The 16,702-nt window shown below is 48.1% G+C and carries 15 protein-coding genes, 17 tRNA genes and 1 rRNA gene; 29 read left to right on the top strand and 4 right to left on the bottom strand.

What is annotated here, in order from left to right; all coding sequences use genetic code 11:
• Positions 1-71 precede the first annotated feature (71 nt).
• From rrf to MHI01_RS17170, 27 genes are all read left to right on the top strand, one after another.
• Positions 72-188, top strand: a 5S ribosomal RNA gene (rrf, locus tag MHI01_RS17300).
• A 59-nt stretch (positions 189-247) separates the two neighbouring features.
• Positions 248-321: transfer RNA gene (locus tag MHI01_RS17295), tRNA-Ile, on the top strand.
• A gap of 33 nt (positions 322-354) precedes the next feature.
• Positions 355-430, top strand: a tRNA-Ala gene (locus MHI01_RS17290).
• A gap of 1 nt (position 431) precedes the next feature.
• Positions 432-507 (top strand) — tRNA-Asn (locus MHI01_RS17285).
• Positions 508-511: 4 nt separating this feature from the next.
• A tRNA-Glu gene (locus MHI01_RS17280) sits at positions 512-583 on the top strand.
• Positions 584-589: 6 nt separating this feature from the next.
• Positions 590-665 (top strand) — tRNA-Val (locus MHI01_RS17275).
• Between the two features lie 17 nt (positions 666-682).
• Positions 683-756 (top strand) — tRNA-Met (locus tag MHI01_RS17270).
• Positions 757-783: 27 nt separating this feature from the next.
• Positions 784-861, top strand: a tRNA-Asp gene (locus MHI01_RS17265).
• A 17-nt stretch (positions 862-878) separates the two neighbouring features.
• Positions 879-954: transfer RNA gene (locus MHI01_RS17260), tRNA-Phe, on the top strand.
• A gap of 20 nt (positions 955-974) precedes the next feature.
• A tRNA-Thr gene (locus tag MHI01_RS17255) sits at positions 975-1,050 on the top strand.
• Between the two features lie 9 nt (positions 1,051-1,059).
• Positions 1,060-1,145, top strand: a tRNA-Tyr gene (locus MHI01_RS17250).
• Positions 1,146-1,155: 10 nt separating this feature from the next.
• A tRNA-Lys gene (locus MHI01_RS17245) sits at positions 1,156-1,231 on the top strand.
• A 6-nt stretch (positions 1,232-1,237) separates the two neighbouring features.
• Positions 1,238-1,318 (top strand) — tRNA-Leu (locus tag MHI01_RS17240).
• Positions 1,319-1,328: 10 nt separating this feature from the next.
• Positions 1,329-1,403: transfer RNA gene (locus MHI01_RS17235), tRNA-Gly, on the top strand.
• Positions 1,404-1,410: 7 nt separating this feature from the next.
• A tRNA-Arg gene (locus tag MHI01_RS17230) sits at positions 1,411-1,487 on the top strand.
• A 17-nt stretch (positions 1,488-1,504) separates the two neighbouring features.
• Positions 1,505-1,583 (top strand) — tRNA-Leu (locus MHI01_RS17225).
• Positions 1,584-1,590: 7 nt separating this feature from the next.
• Positions 1,591-1,664 (top strand) — tRNA-Pro (locus tag MHI01_RS17220).
• Between the two features lie 11 nt (positions 1,665-1,675).
• Positions 1,676-1,746: transfer RNA gene (locus MHI01_RS17215), tRNA-Gly, on the top strand.
• 391 nt (positions 1,747-2,137) lie between these two features.
• On the top strand, positions 2,138-4,003 hold the full coding sequence (iolD, locus tag MHI01_RS17210; protein ID WP_340983709.1) for a 3D-(3,5/4)-trihydroxycyclohexane-1,2-dione acylhydrolase (decyclizing): 1,866 nt from the start codon (positions 2,138-2,140) through the stop codon (positions 4,001-4,003).
• Positions 4,004-4,056: 53 nt separating this feature from the next.
• Entirely contained in the window at positions 4,057-4,959 is a 903-nt protein-coding gene (gene iolE / locus MHI01_RS17205; RefSeq protein WP_127551649.1) for a myo-inosose-2 dehydratase, read from the top strand.
• A gap of 142 nt (positions 4,960-5,101) precedes the next feature.
• A complete protein-coding gene (gene iolC / locus MHI01_RS17200; RefSeq protein ID WP_036671941.1) occupies positions 5,102-6,112 on the top strand; it encodes a 5-dehydro-2-deoxygluconokinase in 1,011 nt (336 codons plus the stop codon).
• A 98-nt stretch (positions 6,113-6,210) separates the two neighbouring features.
• Positions 6,211-7,686, top strand: coding sequence for a CoA-acylating methylmalonate-semialdehyde dehydrogenase (locus MHI01_RS17195; RefSeq protein WP_340983706.1), 1,476 nt, complete (start codon positions 6,211-6,213; stop codon positions 7,684-7,686).
• A gap of 69 nt (positions 7,687-7,755) precedes the next feature.
• Positions 7,756-8,808 carry an inositol 2-dehydrogenase gene (iolG, locus tag MHI01_RS17190; RefSeq protein ID WP_282319682.1) on the top strand — a complete coding sequence of 351 codons (1,053 nt, stop codon included), beginning with the start codon at positions 7,756-7,758 and terminating at the stop codon, positions 8,806-8,808.
• Between the two features lie 110 nt (positions 8,809-8,918).
• A complete protein-coding gene (iolB, locus tag MHI01_RS17185; protein WP_105602509.1) occupies positions 8,919-9,725 on the top strand; it encodes a 5-deoxy-glucuronate isomerase in 807 nt (268 codons plus the stop codon).
• A 126-nt stretch (positions 9,726-9,851) separates the two neighbouring features.
• Positions 9,852-10,859, top strand: a complete 1,008-nt coding sequence (locus tag MHI01_RS17180) for a LacI family DNA-binding transcriptional regulator (protein WP_340983705.1) — start codon at positions 9,852-9,854, stop codon at positions 10,857-10,859.
• Positions 10,860-11,191: 332 nt separating this feature from the next.
• Positions 11,192-11,719, top strand: a complete 528-nt coding sequence (locus MHI01_RS17175; protein ID WP_340983704.1) for a hypothetical protein — start codon at positions 11,192-11,194, stop codon at positions 11,717-11,719.
• Positions 11,716-12,225, top strand: a complete 510-nt coding sequence (locus MHI01_RS17170) for a GNAT family N-acetyltransferase (RefSeq protein ID WP_340983703.1) — start codon at positions 11,716-11,718, stop codon at positions 12,223-12,225. Before MHI01_RS17175 ends, MHI01_RS17170 begins: the two co-directional genes overlap by 4 nt.
• A gap of 149 nt (positions 12,226-12,374) precedes the next feature.
• Here MHI01_RS17170 and MHI01_RS17165 read toward each other — a convergent pair whose 3' ends face one another.
• From MHI01_RS17165 to MHI01_RS17155, 3 genes are all read right to left on the bottom strand, one after another.
• A complete protein-coding gene (locus MHI01_RS17165; protein WP_340983702.1) occupies positions 12,375-12,734 on the bottom strand; it encodes a hypothetical protein in 360 nt (119 codons plus the stop codon).
• A 261-nt stretch (positions 12,735-12,995) separates the two neighbouring features.
• Positions 12,996-13,835 carry a DUF4261 domain-containing protein gene (locus MHI01_RS17160; RefSeq protein WP_340983701.1) on the bottom strand — a complete coding sequence of 280 codons (840 nt, stop codon included), beginning with the start codon at positions 13,833-13,835 and terminating at the stop codon, positions 12,996-12,998.
• Positions 13,836-13,911: 76 nt separating this feature from the next.
• A complete protein-coding gene (locus MHI01_RS17155; RefSeq protein ID WP_036608019.1) occupies positions 13,912-14,268 on the bottom strand; it encodes a DUF1304 domain-containing protein in 357 nt (118 codons plus the stop codon).
• Between the two features lie 266 nt (positions 14,269-14,534).
• Between MHI01_RS17155 and MHI01_RS17150 the strand changes: the two genes are divergently transcribed.
• A complete protein-coding gene (locus MHI01_RS17150) occupies positions 14,535-15,068 on the top strand; it encodes an MOSC domain-containing protein (protein WP_017691131.1) in 534 nt (177 codons plus the stop codon).
• Between the two features lie 94 nt (positions 15,069-15,162).
• Here MHI01_RS17150 and MHI01_RS17145 read toward each other — a convergent pair whose 3' ends face one another.
• On the bottom strand, positions 15,163-15,900 hold the full coding sequence (locus tag MHI01_RS17145; RefSeq protein ID WP_340983700.1) for a WecB/TagA/CpsF family glycosyltransferase: 738 nt from the start codon (positions 15,898-15,900) through the stop codon (positions 15,163-15,165).
• A 257-nt stretch (positions 15,901-16,157) separates the two neighbouring features.
• Between MHI01_RS17145 and MHI01_RS17140 the strand changes: the two genes are divergently transcribed.
• Positions 16,158-16,607 carry an SRPBCC family protein gene (locus MHI01_RS17140; RefSeq protein WP_282319669.1) on the top strand — a complete coding sequence of 150 codons (450 nt, stop codon included), beginning with the start codon at positions 16,158-16,160 and terminating at the stop codon, positions 16,605-16,607.
• Positions 16,608-16,702: the final 95 nt, after the last annotated feature.

Raw genomic sequence — 16,702 nt, 5'->3', positions numbered from 1 at the left:
TTGTAAATCGCATGTTTCGTTTCGAATCTAGTTTTCAGAGAATGATCTCTGAATGTAAGCTAAGCTACGCGTTTGGTGGCGATGGCGGAGGGGTTCCACACGTACCCATCCCGAACACGACCGTTAAGCCCTCTAGCGCCGATGGTACTTGGACCGCAGGGTCCTGGGAGAGTAGGACGCCGCCAAGCGATTTCCCTTTGGGGTATTTTTTTTGCCCCCCTTGCCAAGGAATAAGGGATATATATTAGGGCCCTTAGCTCAGTTGGTTAGAGCGCACCTCTGATAAGGGTGAGGCCGGTGGTTCGAGTCCACCAGGGCCCATAGCAAGACCACAACAAGAAATACACAGTGTATGGGGCCATAGCTCAGCTGGGAGAGCGCCTGCCTTGCAAGCAGGAGGTCAGCGGTTCGATCCCGCTTGGCTCCACCATTCCCTGATAGCTCAGTTGGTAGAGCACTCGACTGTTAATCGAGTTGTCACAGGTTCGAGCCCTGTTCGGGGAGCCAGTAAGGCCCGTTGGTCAAGGGGTTAAGACACCTCCCTTTCACGGAGGTAACAGGGGTTCGAATCCCCTACGGGTCATATTATGGAGGCTTAGCTCAGCTGGGAGAGCATCTGCCTTACAAGCAGAGGGTCGGGGGTTCGATCCCCTCAGCCTCCACCATATAAACTTTATAACGACGCGGGGTGGAGCAGCCCGGTAGCTCGTCGGGCTCATAACCCGAAGGCCGCAGGTTCAAATCCTGCCCCCGCAATTATACTTTCCTTTGAGAAAGTGATCTGGAACCGTGGTGTAGTTGGCCTAACATGCCTGCCTGTCACGCAGGAGATCGCGGGTTCGAATCCCGTCGGTTCCGCCATTTTTTTAATGTAGTAAGGCTCGGTAGCTCAGTCGGTAGAGCAGAGGACTGAAAATCCTCGTGTCGGCGGTTCGATTCCGTCCCGAGCCACCATTTATAACACCATGTAATACGCCGGTGTAGCTCAACTGGTAGAGCAACTGACTTGTAATCAGTAGGTTGGGGGTTCAAGTCCTCTCGCCGGCACCATGTAATCCTGGAGGATTAGCGAAGCGGCCAAACGCATCAGACTGTAAATCTGCTCCCGTACGGGTTCGGTGGTTCGAATCCATCATCCTCCACCAGTTTTTCTATGAGTCATTAGCTCAGTTGGTAGAGCACCTGACTTTTAATCAGGGTGTCGAAGGTTCGAGCCCTTCATGACTCACCATTATATGCGCGTGTGGCGGAATTGGCAGACGCACTAGACTTAGGATCTAGCGTCTTTGACGTGGGGGTTCAAGTCCCTCCACGCGCATCCTTTATTTGCGGAAGTGGCTCAGCGGTAGAGCATCGCCTTGCCAAGGCGAGGGTCGCGGGTTCGATTCCCGTCTTCCGCTCCAATATTTTGCGCCCTTAGCTCAGCTGGATAGAGCGTTTGACTACGAATCAAAAGGCCGGGAGTTCGAATCTCTCAGGGCGCGCCATTATAACTTCATATTTTGCCGGCGTGGCGGAATGGCAGACGCGCTCGACTCAAAATCGAGTGGGAAACCGTGGAGGTTCGAGTCCTCTCGCCGGTATAGATAACGGGATGTAGCTCAGCTTGGTAGAGCACCTGGTTTGGGACCAGGGGGTCGCATGTTCAAATCGTGTCATCCCGATTGTTTGTTATGCGGGTGTAGTTCAATGGTAGAACTTTAGCCTTCCAAGCTAATAGCGTGGGTTCGATTCCCATCACCCGCTTAAATATTGAAAAGAAAGAGATGGTACTCACCGTCTCTTTCTTTTTTTGCATTCACAGGCATATTGATCATAATTGTATGCAAAGATCACGGACTATATGGCTGATTAGCATGTACCAACATGTATCCCATCCTCACGATATATTTCCCCCTTTTTTAAGTCTGTTCTTAGTCATTTTTTAAGTGTACGAATAGAGAAGGTCTAACACATGTTCGAACACAAGAATATCTTTTCTTTATCACAATTTATAAAAACGCTTACAAAAATAGCTTGCGTAAATCATTAACCTGTAATACCATATCAATTAAGCGCTTAACCTTTAGGGGTAAGGCGCTTAAACTTAACGTAGATTAAGCGCTTAACCCGTAAAGGAAAGGACGGCGATCAATTCATGAATACAATTCGACTAACGATGGCTCAGGCACTGCTTCGATACCTGGATCAGCAATATATCTCGGTTGACGGGGTGGAAACCAAGTTTGTGAAGGGAATCATCGGTATTTTTGGACATGGCAATGTAACAGGCATTGGAGAAGCGCTGGAGCGCAGTCCGGGAAGCCTGACGTATATGCAAGGCAAGAACGAACAAGGCATGGTGCATACGGCAGCGGCTTATGCCAAGCAGAAGAACCGTAGACAGATCTATGCATGTACTACATCCATTGGACCTGGTGCTTTGAATATGATTACGGCGGCAGCTACTGCAACAGTGAACCGAATTCCGGTTTTATTGCTTCCTGGAGACAACTTTGCTACACGGGAACCGGACCCGGTACTTCAGCAGTTGGAAGTGAGCAGTGATTATACAATCTCAGCCACTGATCCATTCAAAGCCGTCAGTAAATACTGGGATCGCATCGTTCGTCCTGAACAGTTGATGATTGCTGTTACACAGGCCATGCGTGTGCTAACCGATCCAGCAGAGACAGGAGCAGTAACGCTCGCATTGCCGCAGGATGTGCAGGCAGAGGCATACGATTATCCAGAATCGTTCTTTGCCCGCAAAGTACATTATCTGGATCGTCGTCCCCCGGTACAGGCAGCGATTGAGCGGGCAACGGAGCAGATTGCCCGAGGCAGGAAACCGTTGCTCGTTGCAGGCGGCGGTGTGTTGTATTCTGAGGCATCCGCCCAGCTCGTGGAATTCGCCGAGGCATTTGGTATTCCGATCGCCGAGACGCAGGCGGGCAAGAGCGCAGTTTCTTGGGACCACCCACTAAATGTGGGGGCCATCGGGGTTACAGGTTCTCTAGCAGCCAATAGGCTGGCGAGAGAAGCAGACGTTGTGATCGGCGTCGGTACGCGGTTCTCGGATTTTACGACGGCGTCCCGCTCTGCTTTTCAACATCCGGAAGCTTCATTCATCAACATTAACCTGAACGGCATGGATGCCGCCAAGTTAGGCGGGGAAGCCATTCTGGCAGATGCACGCGAAGGATTGCAGGCTTTGCAAAAGGAATTGCAGGAAAGACAATATCGATGTGCATATGGCGCATCCGAAATCGCTGATCTCCGCGCTGAATGGAATGCAGAAGTGGATCGGCTGTATGCAGCTCAACATGAAGCAGGGCTGGCACAGACTACAGCAGTTGGCATCGTTAACCGGACCATTGATCCATCTTCCGTTATTGTGTGTGCGGCGGGCAGTCTGCCAGGCGATCTGCATCGTCTGTGGCGTGCGTCTGAACCAAAGACGTATCACATGGAGTATGGGTTCTCCTGTATGGGGTACGAGGTAAGTGGAGCGTTCGGAGCAGCACTTGCCGAGCCGGATCGTGAAGTGTACGCGATGGTCGGTGATGGCAGTTATCTGATGCTGCATTCGGAGTTTGTGACCAGTTTGCAGGAACAGAAGAAGATGACTATTTTATTATTCAACAACAATGGATTCCAATGTATTCATAATTTGCAGCGGGAACATGGTAGTGACGGGTTTGGCAATGAGTTCCGTTATCGGGAATCCGAGAGTGGACGATTGACCGGGGATTACATGCCAATGGACTTTGCTGCACACGCCCGAAGCATGGGAGCCAAATCCTATAGAGCGGAGACAGCAGAACAGCTGGAACAAGCACTCCGAGATGCGAAGAACGAAACAGTGAGTACGTTGATTGAGATTCCGGTCGTGCCTGGAACCAACGCAGGTGGATACGAGTCATGGTGGAATGTGGGTGTACCTGAGGTATCTGCCGAAGAAAAGGTAGTTCATGCTCATCACACCATGCAAGCCAACCGTGCCAAAGCAAGACCGATTTAATCCGGTTTAATATAGTGAACCACAATGTTGAACGACAAAGGAGACGTGGGGCAATGAGCAAGCTGCCATTCCAGCTTGGGATTCATCCGATCAATTGGGTCGGTGAAGATGTGAAGGAGCATGGTGATGCGACAACGTGTGCACAGATTCTGGATGACATTCAGCGTCTTGGGCTGACGGGTACAGAGATGGGACGTAAATATCCTACCGATCCTGCTATATTGCGTGAGGAATTGAGCAAAAGGAATATCAAGCTGGTCTCCCAGTGGAAATCCGTACTTTTCTCCGATCCGGCATATCGTCAGTCGGAGCTGGACAGTTATCGCAGACATGCGGAGTTTCTGCAATCCATGGGCAGTAAGGTAATCAGTACGGCGGAGGTAGGCGGGTCACTTCATTTTGATCCAAGACGAACTCCGAATGAAAAAGAAGTGCTCAGACTCAGCGAATCTGAATGGCATATTCTTGCTGAAGGGTTGAACGAAGCAGGTGCTATTGCTCGCGAACATGGGTTGAAGCTTACGTACCATCATCATGGAGGCACAGTGGTAGAGCAACCGGATGAGATTGATCGATTGATGGAGCTGACAGACCCTTCTCTCGTGTACCTGCTCTATGATACTGGTCATGCCTATTATGGCGGAGCCGATCCACTTGAACTGCTACGCAAACATTATGATCGGATCGCCTATATCCATCTGAAAGATATCCGCCCGCATGTGCTGGATGAAGCACGCGCGGAGCAATCTGACTTTGTCGGCTGTATTCGTAGAGGAGTGTTCACTGTACCAGGCGATGGATGCATTGATTTTGCACCAATTCTGCAAGAACTGATCACACGAGGGTACGATGGCTGGGCGATGCTTGAAGGAGAGCAGGACCCTGCGATTCATAACCCGTATGAGTATGCGAAGCGATCTTTAAACTATATGGAGTCGTTATACCAACACAGCTGATTCGTTTAGCATTGAAATTACGATTGGAAAATAAAACTGACTTACTCTAGCCGTTTACGAGTTCTTACGATGGAATGAGTAACTAGTCTAGATATCGATATACAACATGGAAAATCCCACTACAGAAAGGGGCTCACATGCAATGACTTACGTATCCTTTCCGGTATCCAGGAAGAAGGATTTCACCGCGATTGGCCGCTTGTGCATCGACTTGAACGCCAATGAGATCAATCGCCCGATGGAAGAGACGATGACGTTCACGAAGTATGTAGGTGGCTCTCCGGCCAATATTACGATTGGCATGTCCAGACTGGGTATGAAGACGGCTTTTATCGGCAAAATCGCAGGTGACCAGATGGGCAGATTCATCCAGAGTTATTTGGAGAAGAACGGCATCGACACATCAAATGTAGTTACAGATGACACTGGAGCGGTGACAGGGCTTGCTTTTACCGAAATCAAAAGCCCAACGGATTGCAGTATCCTGATGTACCGGGACAATGTAGCGGATTTGTTATTACAGGCGCAAGAGGTACAAGAGCAGTTGATTGCTGACTCCAAAGTGCTGTTAATCTCAGGCACAGCCCTCGCGCAGAGCCCATCCCGTGAAGCCGTATTACAGGCACTAACGTATGCAAAAAAACATGGCACAGTTATTGTGTTTGATCTGGACTATCGCCCATACACATGGACATCGGACGAAGAGACAGCGGTCTATTACAACCTTGCAGCCGAGAAATGCGATATCATCCTCGGCACACGTGAAGAGTTCGACATGATGGAGACATTCGACCACAATCCGGATCATAGCGATCAGGTGACTGCACAGAAATGGTTTGATTTCTCAGCGAATATTGTAGTAATCAAACACGGCAAGGAAGGGTCCATTGCTTATACGCGTGAAGGGCTTTCCCATCGTGCGGACAGCTATCCGGCAAAAGTGGTCAAAACGTTCGGCGCAGGCGACTCTTACGCGGCTGGGTTCCTGTATGGATTGATGCAGGGCTGGACAATTGAGCGCAGTATGGCGTATGGCAGTGGCGCAGCAAGTATCGTTATTTCAAGCCACAGCTGTTCGGATGCAATGCCAACGGTGGAACAGGTGAATGACTACATTGAACGTTGCAATCGGGGCGAGATTACCGTGTCTTGAAGCACGTTGCAATACTTTGAACAACGTACTCATACAGATCTATAACAATGAACATGTTGAACATAAGGGATCACACATAAGTGAAGGGAGACAGGGCTATGGGAAAAGGAATTTCTGAAGCGTCTGCAACAGCGACAATGGTACAAAACTGGATCGGAGGTGCCTGGGTAACCCCAGCGTCAACTCGCATGGACCCAGTGGTGAATCCGGCTACAGAAGAGGTTATTGCACATGTGCCACTGTCCGAACAAGCGGACGTGGATCTGGCGGTTCAGACAGCACGAGAAGCGTTCAAATCCTGGAGCAGCACACCGGTTCCGCGCCGTGCACGTATTCTGTTCCGCTACCAGCAGCTGCTGGTTGAACATTGGGAAGAGCTCGCTCGCCTGGTGACACTGGAGAACGGTAAAAGTTATGCCGAAGCGTACGGCGAGGTATTACGTGGCATTGAATGCGTCGAGTTCGCGGCAGGTGCCCCGAATCTGATGATGGGCAAACAACTGCCTGACATCGCGACAGGACTGGAGTCGGGCATGTACCGCTACCCAATCGGCGTAATTGGGGGGATTACCCCATTCAACTTCCCGATGATGGTGCCGTGCTGGATGTTCCCGCTGGCTATTGCGTGTGGTAACACCTTTGTCCTGAAGCCGTCCGAGCGCACACCGCTGCTGGCAGGCCGCCTGGCAGAGCTGTTCAAGGAAGCGGGGCTTCCGGACGGTGTGCTCAACATCGTTCACGGTGCACATGATGTCGTGAACGGGTTGCTGGAACATAAGGATGTTCAAGCGATCTCCTTTGTCGGATCACAACCTGTAGCTGAATACGTCTACACCACTGCATCCAAGCATGGCAAACGGGTACAGGCACTCGCGGGTGCCAAAAACCACTCCATCGTTATGCCGGACGCCGATCTGGATCTAACCGTGAAAGAGATTACCAGTGCAGCTTTTGGTTCAGCAGGGGAGCGTTGCATGGCATGTGCGGTTGTTGTGGCTGTGGGTGATGTGGCTGACGAACTGGTACAAAAGCTGGTGGAAGCGGCAGACCGCATTACCATTGGTAACGGCATGGATGAGGGCGTGTTCCTCGGTCCTGTCATCCGTGGACCACATAAAGAGCGTACACTCAGTTACATTGAAGCCGGGGAGCAGGAAGGCGCGGCATTGATTCGGGATGGACGTAAGGATCAGGCGACAGGTGAATCCGGTTATTTTGTAGGGCCTACGGTATTCGACCAAGTTGATAGCAATATGAAAATCTGGCAGGATGAGATCTTTGCTCCGGTACTCTCGGTGGCAAGAGTGTCTACGCTGGAGGAAGCCGTTGAGCTGGCGAACCGTTCTGATTTTGCCAACGGGGCGTGTCTGTTCACCCGCAGCGGAGCGAGTATGCGTCAATTCCGTGAAACGATTGATGCGGGCATGTTGGGTATTAACCTGGGCGTACCTGCGCCAATGGCATTTTTCCCGTTTTCCGGTTGGAAAAAGTCCTTCTATGGTGATCTACATGCCAATGGTACGGATGGTGTTGAATTCTACACTCGCAAGAAGATGGTAACGGCGCGCTGGTAACAACCAGAGCATCACTCGGGCTAAGGGGAACGCCCAGCCCATATGGACGCACATAGGGAGGATAACGGAATGGGCAAGGACAAAGTGAGAATTGGCATCATCGGTGCTGGACGGATCGGCAAAATTCATGCAGACAATCTCCTGCGTAACCCGCATGCCGAGATTGTGGGAATCAGTGACTTGTTTGCAGGTCCTGAATTGGAGGCTTGGGCCTCCAGTCGTGGCATCCCTGTTGTAACAACGAACAGCAGCGAGTTGATCTCGATGCCTAGTGTAGACGCGGTGCTGATCTGTTCTTCAACAGATACACATGTGCCGCTGATCGAACAGGCCGCCCAGGCGGGCAAACATATCTTCTGCGAGAAACCAGTCAGCATGGATCTGGCACAGACCCAAGCGGCGGTAGCGGCAGTTCAGAAGGCTGGCGTGAAGCTGCAAATTGGATTTAACCGCCGCTTCGATCACAATTTCAGACGGATACGTGCGCATGTGCAGGATGGTACGATTGGTGATCCACATATTATCAAAATTACGTCTCGCGACCCGAGTCCGCCTCCTTCGGAGTACATCCGGGTGTCTGGCGGGATCTTCATGGACATGATGATCCACGATTTTGACATGGCCCGTTATCTGTCCGGGAGTGAAGTGGAAGAAGTGTACGCTCAGGGCAACGTGCTGATCAATCCGGTTTTTGCGGAACATGGTGACGTGGATACAGCGATTGTAACGATGACTTTTGCCAATGGAGCGATTGGTGTTATTGATAACAGCCGTCAGGCAGTATACGGATACGATCAGCGTGTTGAAGTATTTGGCTCGAAGGGCAGCGCCGCAGCGGCGAATGATCATCCAAATACGGCTGAGATCAGTACAGCGGCCGGGCTTATGCGCGACAAACCGTTACACTTTTTCCTGGAACGCTACAATGAAGCATATGTACAGGAGACAGCCCTCTTTATCGATGCAATCATTCATGATACACCGGTTATCGTTGATGGCCACGATGCAGTACAGGCAGAACGAATTGCACTGGCAGCAAAAATGTCCATGGAGCGGGGAAGACCTGTGAAGCTGAGTGAAGTCCCTGGGGTGTCACTGGAATCGCAAACGGCAACGCCATAGGTGGATGATTAAAGTCACTTTTTCTAATAGAGCGTAAGAATGGTCCAAGTTTTTGTTTTTTATAAGTATCAGGTTGTTGTGGACGATTACAGAAAGGAGTGGATGACAAGATGTCAGAACGTATTGTGAAACCCGTGGTCAACCCGGAGGGAGACGGTACACTTATAAACGTAACACCGGAGTCGGCGGGGTGGGAATATGTTGGCTTTCAGGTAGCGAAGCTGGCGGAGGGGGAGACGCTAACCCGTGAGAGCGGTGATCAGGAACTCTGTGTGGTGCTTCTCAGTGGTTTCGCCAATGTAAGTACCCGGGAGCACACATGGGATAATATCGGAAAAAGAATGAGTGTTTTCGAGAAAATTCCGCCGTATTCGGTCTACGTCTCAACTTCCGATCAAGTACAGATCACAGCACGTACCGAACTGGAAATCGCTATATGTGTTGCACCCGGTAAAGGCACGTACCCGGCTCGTCTCATTACACCTGAAGATGTAGGGGTAGAGGCGCGAGGGTATGGTAATCTGGAACGCCAGATTCACAACATTTTGCCGGAACAGAAGGAAGCGGACAGTCTGCTCGTTGTTGAGGTATTCACACCAGATGGGCATTGGTCCAGTTACCCGCCACATAAGCATGATCGGGACGCACTCCCGGATGAATCTTTGCTGGAAGAAACGTATTATTTCCGTGTACAGCCTGAGCAGGGGTTTGCCATTCAGCGTATATACACGGATGATCGTTCTGTGGACGAGACGCTAGCAGTGAAGAACGGAGAAGTGGTGCTTGTTCCGGACGGATATCATCCGGTAGGTGCTCCTCCGGGGTATGAGGTCTACTATCTGAACGTGATGGCTGGACCAACCCGGACCTGGAAATTCCATAACGATCCTGACCATGAGTGGTTGATGAAAAAGTAAAACAGTTCATGCTACGCACATTGTGCTGGCTTCAAGTTGCGTATGCAGACTTCCCCCTGCATAATGAGAAGAGAACAATTATCTATGTATAACGAAATTTATATATAGCACAAATGGGGAACAACAATGAAAGCAACCATATACGATATAGCACGCGAGGCGGGTGTATCCATTGCAACCGTCTCGCAGGTCATTAATGGCAAAGGCAAGATCAGCGAGAAGCGGCGCGCTGAGATTATGGAGATCATGGAACGCCTTCACTATCAACCCAGTGCGATCGCAGCTGCACTTACAGGGAAGCAGACGTATACATTGGGGCTGCTCGTACCGGACATCTCAAACCCTTATTTCGCAGAACTCGCCAGAGCCGTGGAGGATCGAAGCCGTCAATTGGGTTACAGCGTGGTCATCTGCAGTACGGATAATAAGGACGAGCGGGTAGAGCGTTACCTGAATCTGCTTCAGCAAAAAAGGGTCGATGGCATGATGATCGGAACCGGGATCGATAATGCCGAAATTTTGTCACCACTTTTGCAGCAGTCCATCCCTGTCGCTTTGATTGCACGTCATATGCCATCCCTGTCGGTTCATACAGTCACCATTGATGACATTCTCGGTGGAGCACTCGCAGCGGAGCATCTGCTTGAACTTGGGCACACCCGTGTAGCGGTTCTGTCGGAACCGTCCAAAGTCAGCAGCAGTCAGGAACGTGTACGTGGATTCCGTGAAACCCTGATTAAGGCAGGTCATACGCTGGAACCGAATCAGATCCGAGAATCGGCAGCTGACCTGAGCTCGGCCAAAAAAGAGGCGCTATTGCTGCTCGGTGAGAAGGATCACCCGACAGGTTTGTTCTGTTGTAATGACATTCAGGCCATCGGTGCACTTCAGGCAGCCAAAGAGCTGGGCCTACGCGTGCCAGAGGATGTGTCGATTATCGGATTTGATAATACCATTCTGGCTTCGGTGACCAGTCCACCGCTTACGACCGTTGCCCAGCCAATTGAAGAACTGGGACATCGCGCTGTAGATCTGTTGATTGAAGAGTTAAAGGATGAGCGAAAAGAACCGCAGAAGATTGTGCTGAAGCCCGAGCTGGTTATCCGAGAATCAGCAGGTCGTGTATTGAGCTGAAAACAAATAGTTTTCGGCGTACGCTGAACAGACGTGAGGCCAAGTCTACGTGTGTCATATTCATGGCTCGGGATAAGGGTTATCGTCTTACCTCGTTCTGAATAGGTAATAAAACAATATAACAAAGTAAACAAACAAGCCGCGCTCACCCTATGGGAGAACGCGGCTTGTTTGTTTAAATCTTTAATTTTTAGTGTAGCCCAAAACGTCATCGTAATTGAGAGACCAGAGATAAGAAATGACATTGGAACAGAAGGAGTGAGATGTTATACTGGAATATATCAATAATTACCAATTTATATGTTTTATGTAGATCTAGAGAGGGGATTGGGATGATTAAACGAATCAAGATGATTATGGGTATCGCCATGATTATTGTTTTTTTAGCTATTGCAGTGCGTATGTATACCTCTGGTCAATATACTATGTATATCCCCAGCAAACATACGACGTTTCGAGCAGAGGTTACCGATCATATGACGATGCTGGATACATTGGATCGACTGACGATTAGGAAAATTTCCAACAATGAACCGTATAATGAAGATGATGAAATAACGATTACAGATCCCAAAGAGATTAGAGACATGCTGAAGTTATTAAAGGATGTTGATCTCAAAAGAGTACGGGAATTCGACGTTTCTGAAAGGAATCCGCATTACTATGAGTGGCGACTTACTATTAATAAAGAAGGTCGCTTTACTGAAGATTTCGGAATCACGTTTTATAATGAACAATCTATCTCCATCTATAGCGGCGCGAAAACAAGAGACAAATTTCAGGACTACGAGATTACCAATGAGTTTAATCTGAATGAGATGGACCGCCTTTTTGAAAAGCTGAAGGAGGAGCAAACATGACCATCATAACCAACTATTATGTACGCCCTATTGAAGAACAGGATATCCCCTTTCTGTGGGAGATGTTATACGCATCCCTGCATAGAAGAGAAGGTGATGAACCTCTTCCAATCGAAAGTATTCATACTCCCGGACTGTCCAAATACGTTGAAGACTGGGGAAGAGAAGGTGATTTCGGGTATGTTGCAGTTGACCAGCAGGGCAAGAGACTAGGTTCAATAACATTAAGATTCTATACGGATCAGAATGCGGGATACGGTTATGTGAATGCAGCTACGCCAGAGATGGGGATGGCTGTAACGGAAGATGCACGTGGAAAAGGAGTAGGTACCTTACTGCTTCAGACCGCATTAGATGAGGTTGAACGGCGGGGGATTGCAGCAGTCTCGCTCAGTGTTGACCCGGATAACCAAGCGATTCGCTTATATAAGCGGTTAGGATTCGTGGAGGAGTCCCTAAATGGTACATCAGTAACGATGGTGCGTGTAAGTAAACTTGAATCTTAAATGATGAGCGTTCGGATCACTGGCAAAACTGAGTAAACCAAGTGGAACTGCAAAAGAAAAAGGCGTTTCCTCATGGGAACGCCTCTTTCTGTGTGCCATGTACAGCATCGGTATCTCTCTTATTATACTAAGTCCGTAGCACTTTAATATTATTTCAACAAAAATGCCAAAGCCTCGTCATACGTTTCCCATTGGAATTCAGTCTGGTGCGCCGATTCTTTGGAAATCCGATTCAATTGCATTTTGGCGATTGCACCACCTACCGATACACTGGCTCGTTTCATACCCCAATGTGTCAGTAATTTCTGGTGTTCCACAATTTTTTCTTTGGTGTCTTGAGGGAAAGCCTTCATGTTCCGCATATCTACTAGCACATCAAACGAATTTCCCAATTGTTCCGCTATTCTCTGGATTTCTGTATTCGTTTGTTCGACATGTTCCGGAGAAACAATACCTTCCCAGATAATTTCAATAATAGGTTTAGTTGAATCCAAACGTCTAACAGACATGTAGGCAACTCCTCGATAATAAAATAAATATGTAATATATGAGACTATAAGACTATTAATTATACCTTTTTATAACGAGAATGAAAACTAAATTCATAATTAAGTGGTTCTTATGGACTACTTATTCCTAGGGAAGTTAAATTCAGGGATTGTTATCATATCTTCATTGGAAGGAAGGTTAAATAGCTAAAAGCCGCCCAGAGAATGAACTCCAGACGGCCTCTATAACTGTAACATGATAAATTGAAAATCCTACGTAAATTAGAAGCCAAGCTTCAAACTGTTACCTTCCGTTGCTACACCTTTGGAAAGGGAAATGCTCAGCTTTTGTTCTGCCGAGAAGCCTAGTGTTTCCCCATCATGCAGTGTGACGTCGTTCTCAACCACATACGTTGTGGTCATGAACATCATCTCAAATACATCGCTTAAGGATTCAGACGATTGCATAATCTCCATCTCTTCTTTTCCAAAGTTACGTAGTCCGTAAGTGTAAGCTGAAGCGCCTTCGGCATTCTGGAATAATCCGATGAAAATCCAGAGCGAGACTGGCAACTCATCATGTTTGATCCCACGGCTGGTTTCGACATACTGACTGGCTTCAACAACAAGTGGGGCCATGTATATGGCCAGCGCGTGATCCAACTGTAACAAGGCACTTGCTGTTTGAGTGAACAGAACATGTCCCTCAATTGCATCTGTTGCGTTCAGAACAGAGACAATAATCTGAGACTGGTGCCGTGAGGTAACTTGTTCCGCTTCTCGCCAAAGGATGTTTAACTTGGCATTCTCCTCAACTTCACGGTCAGGCACAGGCGCAGCAATGTGAGCACATACCACCTGCATCCCCTTCACTTCGAAAAAGAGATTGCCCTCCTCTGGGCGTTCTTCAATCTCGATATCCCATTCGTTCTTCATGTTCCTGATGAAGAGGTCAAAATCACAATCGTCACGCTCCAGCAGGACAAAACCCACGATGGTTTCACTGTAATTCGTCGATTCGACAGCACCACCTGCAGGTACTTTCTCCTTTTTGCGCCGCCGAAGCTTGTCAAACAATCCCATGACATGTTCTCCTTCCAATTCCAGAACGATTCTGGTCATTGTACACTGCTATCTATTCACTACCTTACCATAAAGGAGTTAACATGAATCGAAGCAATGCACCATTCGACAGAAATTACAGGAACAGAACTAGCAACAACGCAATGATCGCAGGCAAACCTTGTTTGATAATGATCGACCGTGAAGAAGTTGCTCCTCCATAAAGAGCCGCAATAATCACACACGCCAGGAAGAAAATCTGAATATGCTGTCCAACGGCAGCATCCGGATATACGAGTCCCCAGATCAGACCTGCCGCAAGAAATCCATTGTAAAGACCTTGATTGGCCGCGAGAGATTTGGTGGATTTGGCGAATTCCGGCGTGAGATTAAAGGTTTTCATTGTGCGTGGACGAGTCCACATAAACATCTCCATCACCATGATATAGAAGTGTTCGACAGCTACAAGAGCTACAAAAATGATACTAATCAAAGGAAACACCTTGCTTTCTGATATGTAATTTATTTACTTGTCCATCCTAGTATAAGTGTTTGCAACAAGAACGGAAAGAGTAAATTTAATTTGTAACAATTTAATTGCGTATTATTAAAATCATTTATCGTTTTCCAGTTGAGTTTTGATGTTGAAATTAAAAAATGGTTACAAAGGTAAGCATACGCCGATTGTCGACAATCCATTCATTGGGTAATAATGAACAATAAAGAAGTAATATTGCTCAGGAAAGGGAGGAGATTACTATGGGAACAGTTCAATTCGTCATGTTGGCTGATGATCCATCCACATTTGTGACCCGAGTTGTACCTTTTATCGACATTGAGCTTGCAGGAATTCCGGGTGACCGTCATTATGGTCTGCTTCGTCCGGCGGACTCACGTCAGAAAATCTACAAGCGTGGTACACCGATTGCGAATCGCCGCCAGATCAGTATTGTGTCTGAGGAAGAATGTGCTCTTATTGCTGAGAAAATGAACATTCCTGAAGTGCGTCCAGAGTGGCTTGGTGCCAATATACTGGTTCGTGGCATTGATCGATTGACGGAACTGCCTGCTGGAACGCGGCTCCTATTTCCAAACGGGACAGGGTTAATATGCGAAGGGGAGAACCTTCCCTGTGTACACCCGGGAAAAATGATTGAACAATTCTATGAACAGGACGGTTTGCGCAAAAAATTCGTGCCTGCGGCTCGCAAAAAACGTGGGATTGTATGCTCGGTTGAACGGGAAGGTGTAATTCACACGGGGGATACCATAGAAGTCATTCACCTGTCCTGATTTTCAGGACAGGTTTCTAATTGATCAGCCCTCGGCGCTCACCATGGGGATGTCTAGAGTGTAAGTACTCCTCTGGTGTACTGCTCATCTCACATTATTTAGGTTCTCTGAACAACAATGCCCGCACAGCAAAACGGGGTAAAATGAGTTGCCTGCGCCATCTCGAAGGTTGACTGAGGAGGCGATAGAGCCATTCCAGGTTAAGCTTCTGCCATATCGCAGGGGCACGTTTGGTTTTGCCGGCCACGATATCGAGACTGCCTCCAACACCTATGGCTACACGAGCGTTCAACTGGTGGCGATACTTGTTAATCCAGTGTTCCGCATGGGGGGCGCCAAGAGCCACGATAAGAAAGTCTGGTTGAGCAGTACAAATCTCTTCCACAATCTGTTGTTCCTCATCTGCCTGGAAGTAACCATGGTGTCTGCCTTTTACAACAACTCCCGGATAACGTTGCGCAATAACTTTCACGGCCTGTTCACTTACGCTTTCCTCTGCTCCCAGCATGTAAAATGACCAGTGTTTTTGATCACCTTCCTCTAATAAACGAAACAGCAGATCACAACCGGTTACCCGTTCAGTCAATTGTCCGCCGCGGAAACGGGATACCATCACAATGCCAGCACCGTCAGCCGTGACCAACCCGGCTTGATCGACAACCTTGCGAAGAGAGGCATTCTTTTGACAGGACATAACAATCTCGGGATTACCTGTGATGACATGGAAGAGTTCATTGCTTTCCTGATCTACGACTTTATCAAGGATCGCAACGGTTTGATCCATCGTGACATTGGGAAAAGGGATACCCATAATATTGGTTGATTGGCTCATATCTCATTTCCTTTCTTAATTAGTCGCATTACCTTGAACAGACCTGTTATTTCATTCCAGTTTAGTATATCTGATCTTCTGGGAAAGCACTATATAGGCGCAATCCGTTGGGATCATGGTATAACATTCCCAAAAACATAAAGAGCTTATATTTTACCTGTTGTCGCGTTTTTACAATACGGCCTTTGGGGTATAACGATAGGATAGGGGTGCGAGGTTGGCAGATCGCTTATCCAATACATAAAGGGAGTGAGTCCATGGAACTGAAATATGAATTCTATATCAATGCAGGACTGGAAGAGGTGTGGAATGCTCTAATATCACCAGACGGCACACGGAATAGTTTTTTCGGCAGCGAACTCCGCACCAATTTCCAACCAGGTCAGCCGTTTGCTTATGTAGGACCGGGCAATGATGGTGCGGAGACTGTCCATGTGTATGGAGATATATTAGAATTTGAACCGTTGTCCAGACTTAGTTATCAGGAGCATCCTGGACCGTCGTACCATGCGAATCATGCCGAGCTTCAATCCAGAGTGGTCTTTCAGTTGGAAACTGTAGGTGAGTGTACGAAGCTGACGCTGATCAATGATCAATTTACAGATAACCATCCTTCCGTTGCGAATGCACAGAGCAGCTGGTGGATGATTCTAAGCAGCATCAAAACTTGGGTGGAGACGGGGAAAACACTGAATTTTGGCTGGTAGCTGGGAAGAGGTAGTCATTTAAGATTTATTTTCATAAAAAATAAAGGCAATTAAGATAAGAACCAGTGCTGTTTCAGCGCTGGTTCTTGTTTTTA

It is taken from the genome of Paenibacillus sp. FSL M7-0656 (assembly GCF_038003225.1).
In the GTDB taxonomy this organism is placed as follows: domain Bacteria; phylum Bacillota; class Bacilli; order Paenibacillales; family Paenibacillaceae; genus Paenibacillus; species Paenibacillus amylolyticus.
The sequence above is the reverse complement of the archived record's forward strand: the minus strand, read 5'-3'. Positions and strand labels throughout refer to the sequence as shown.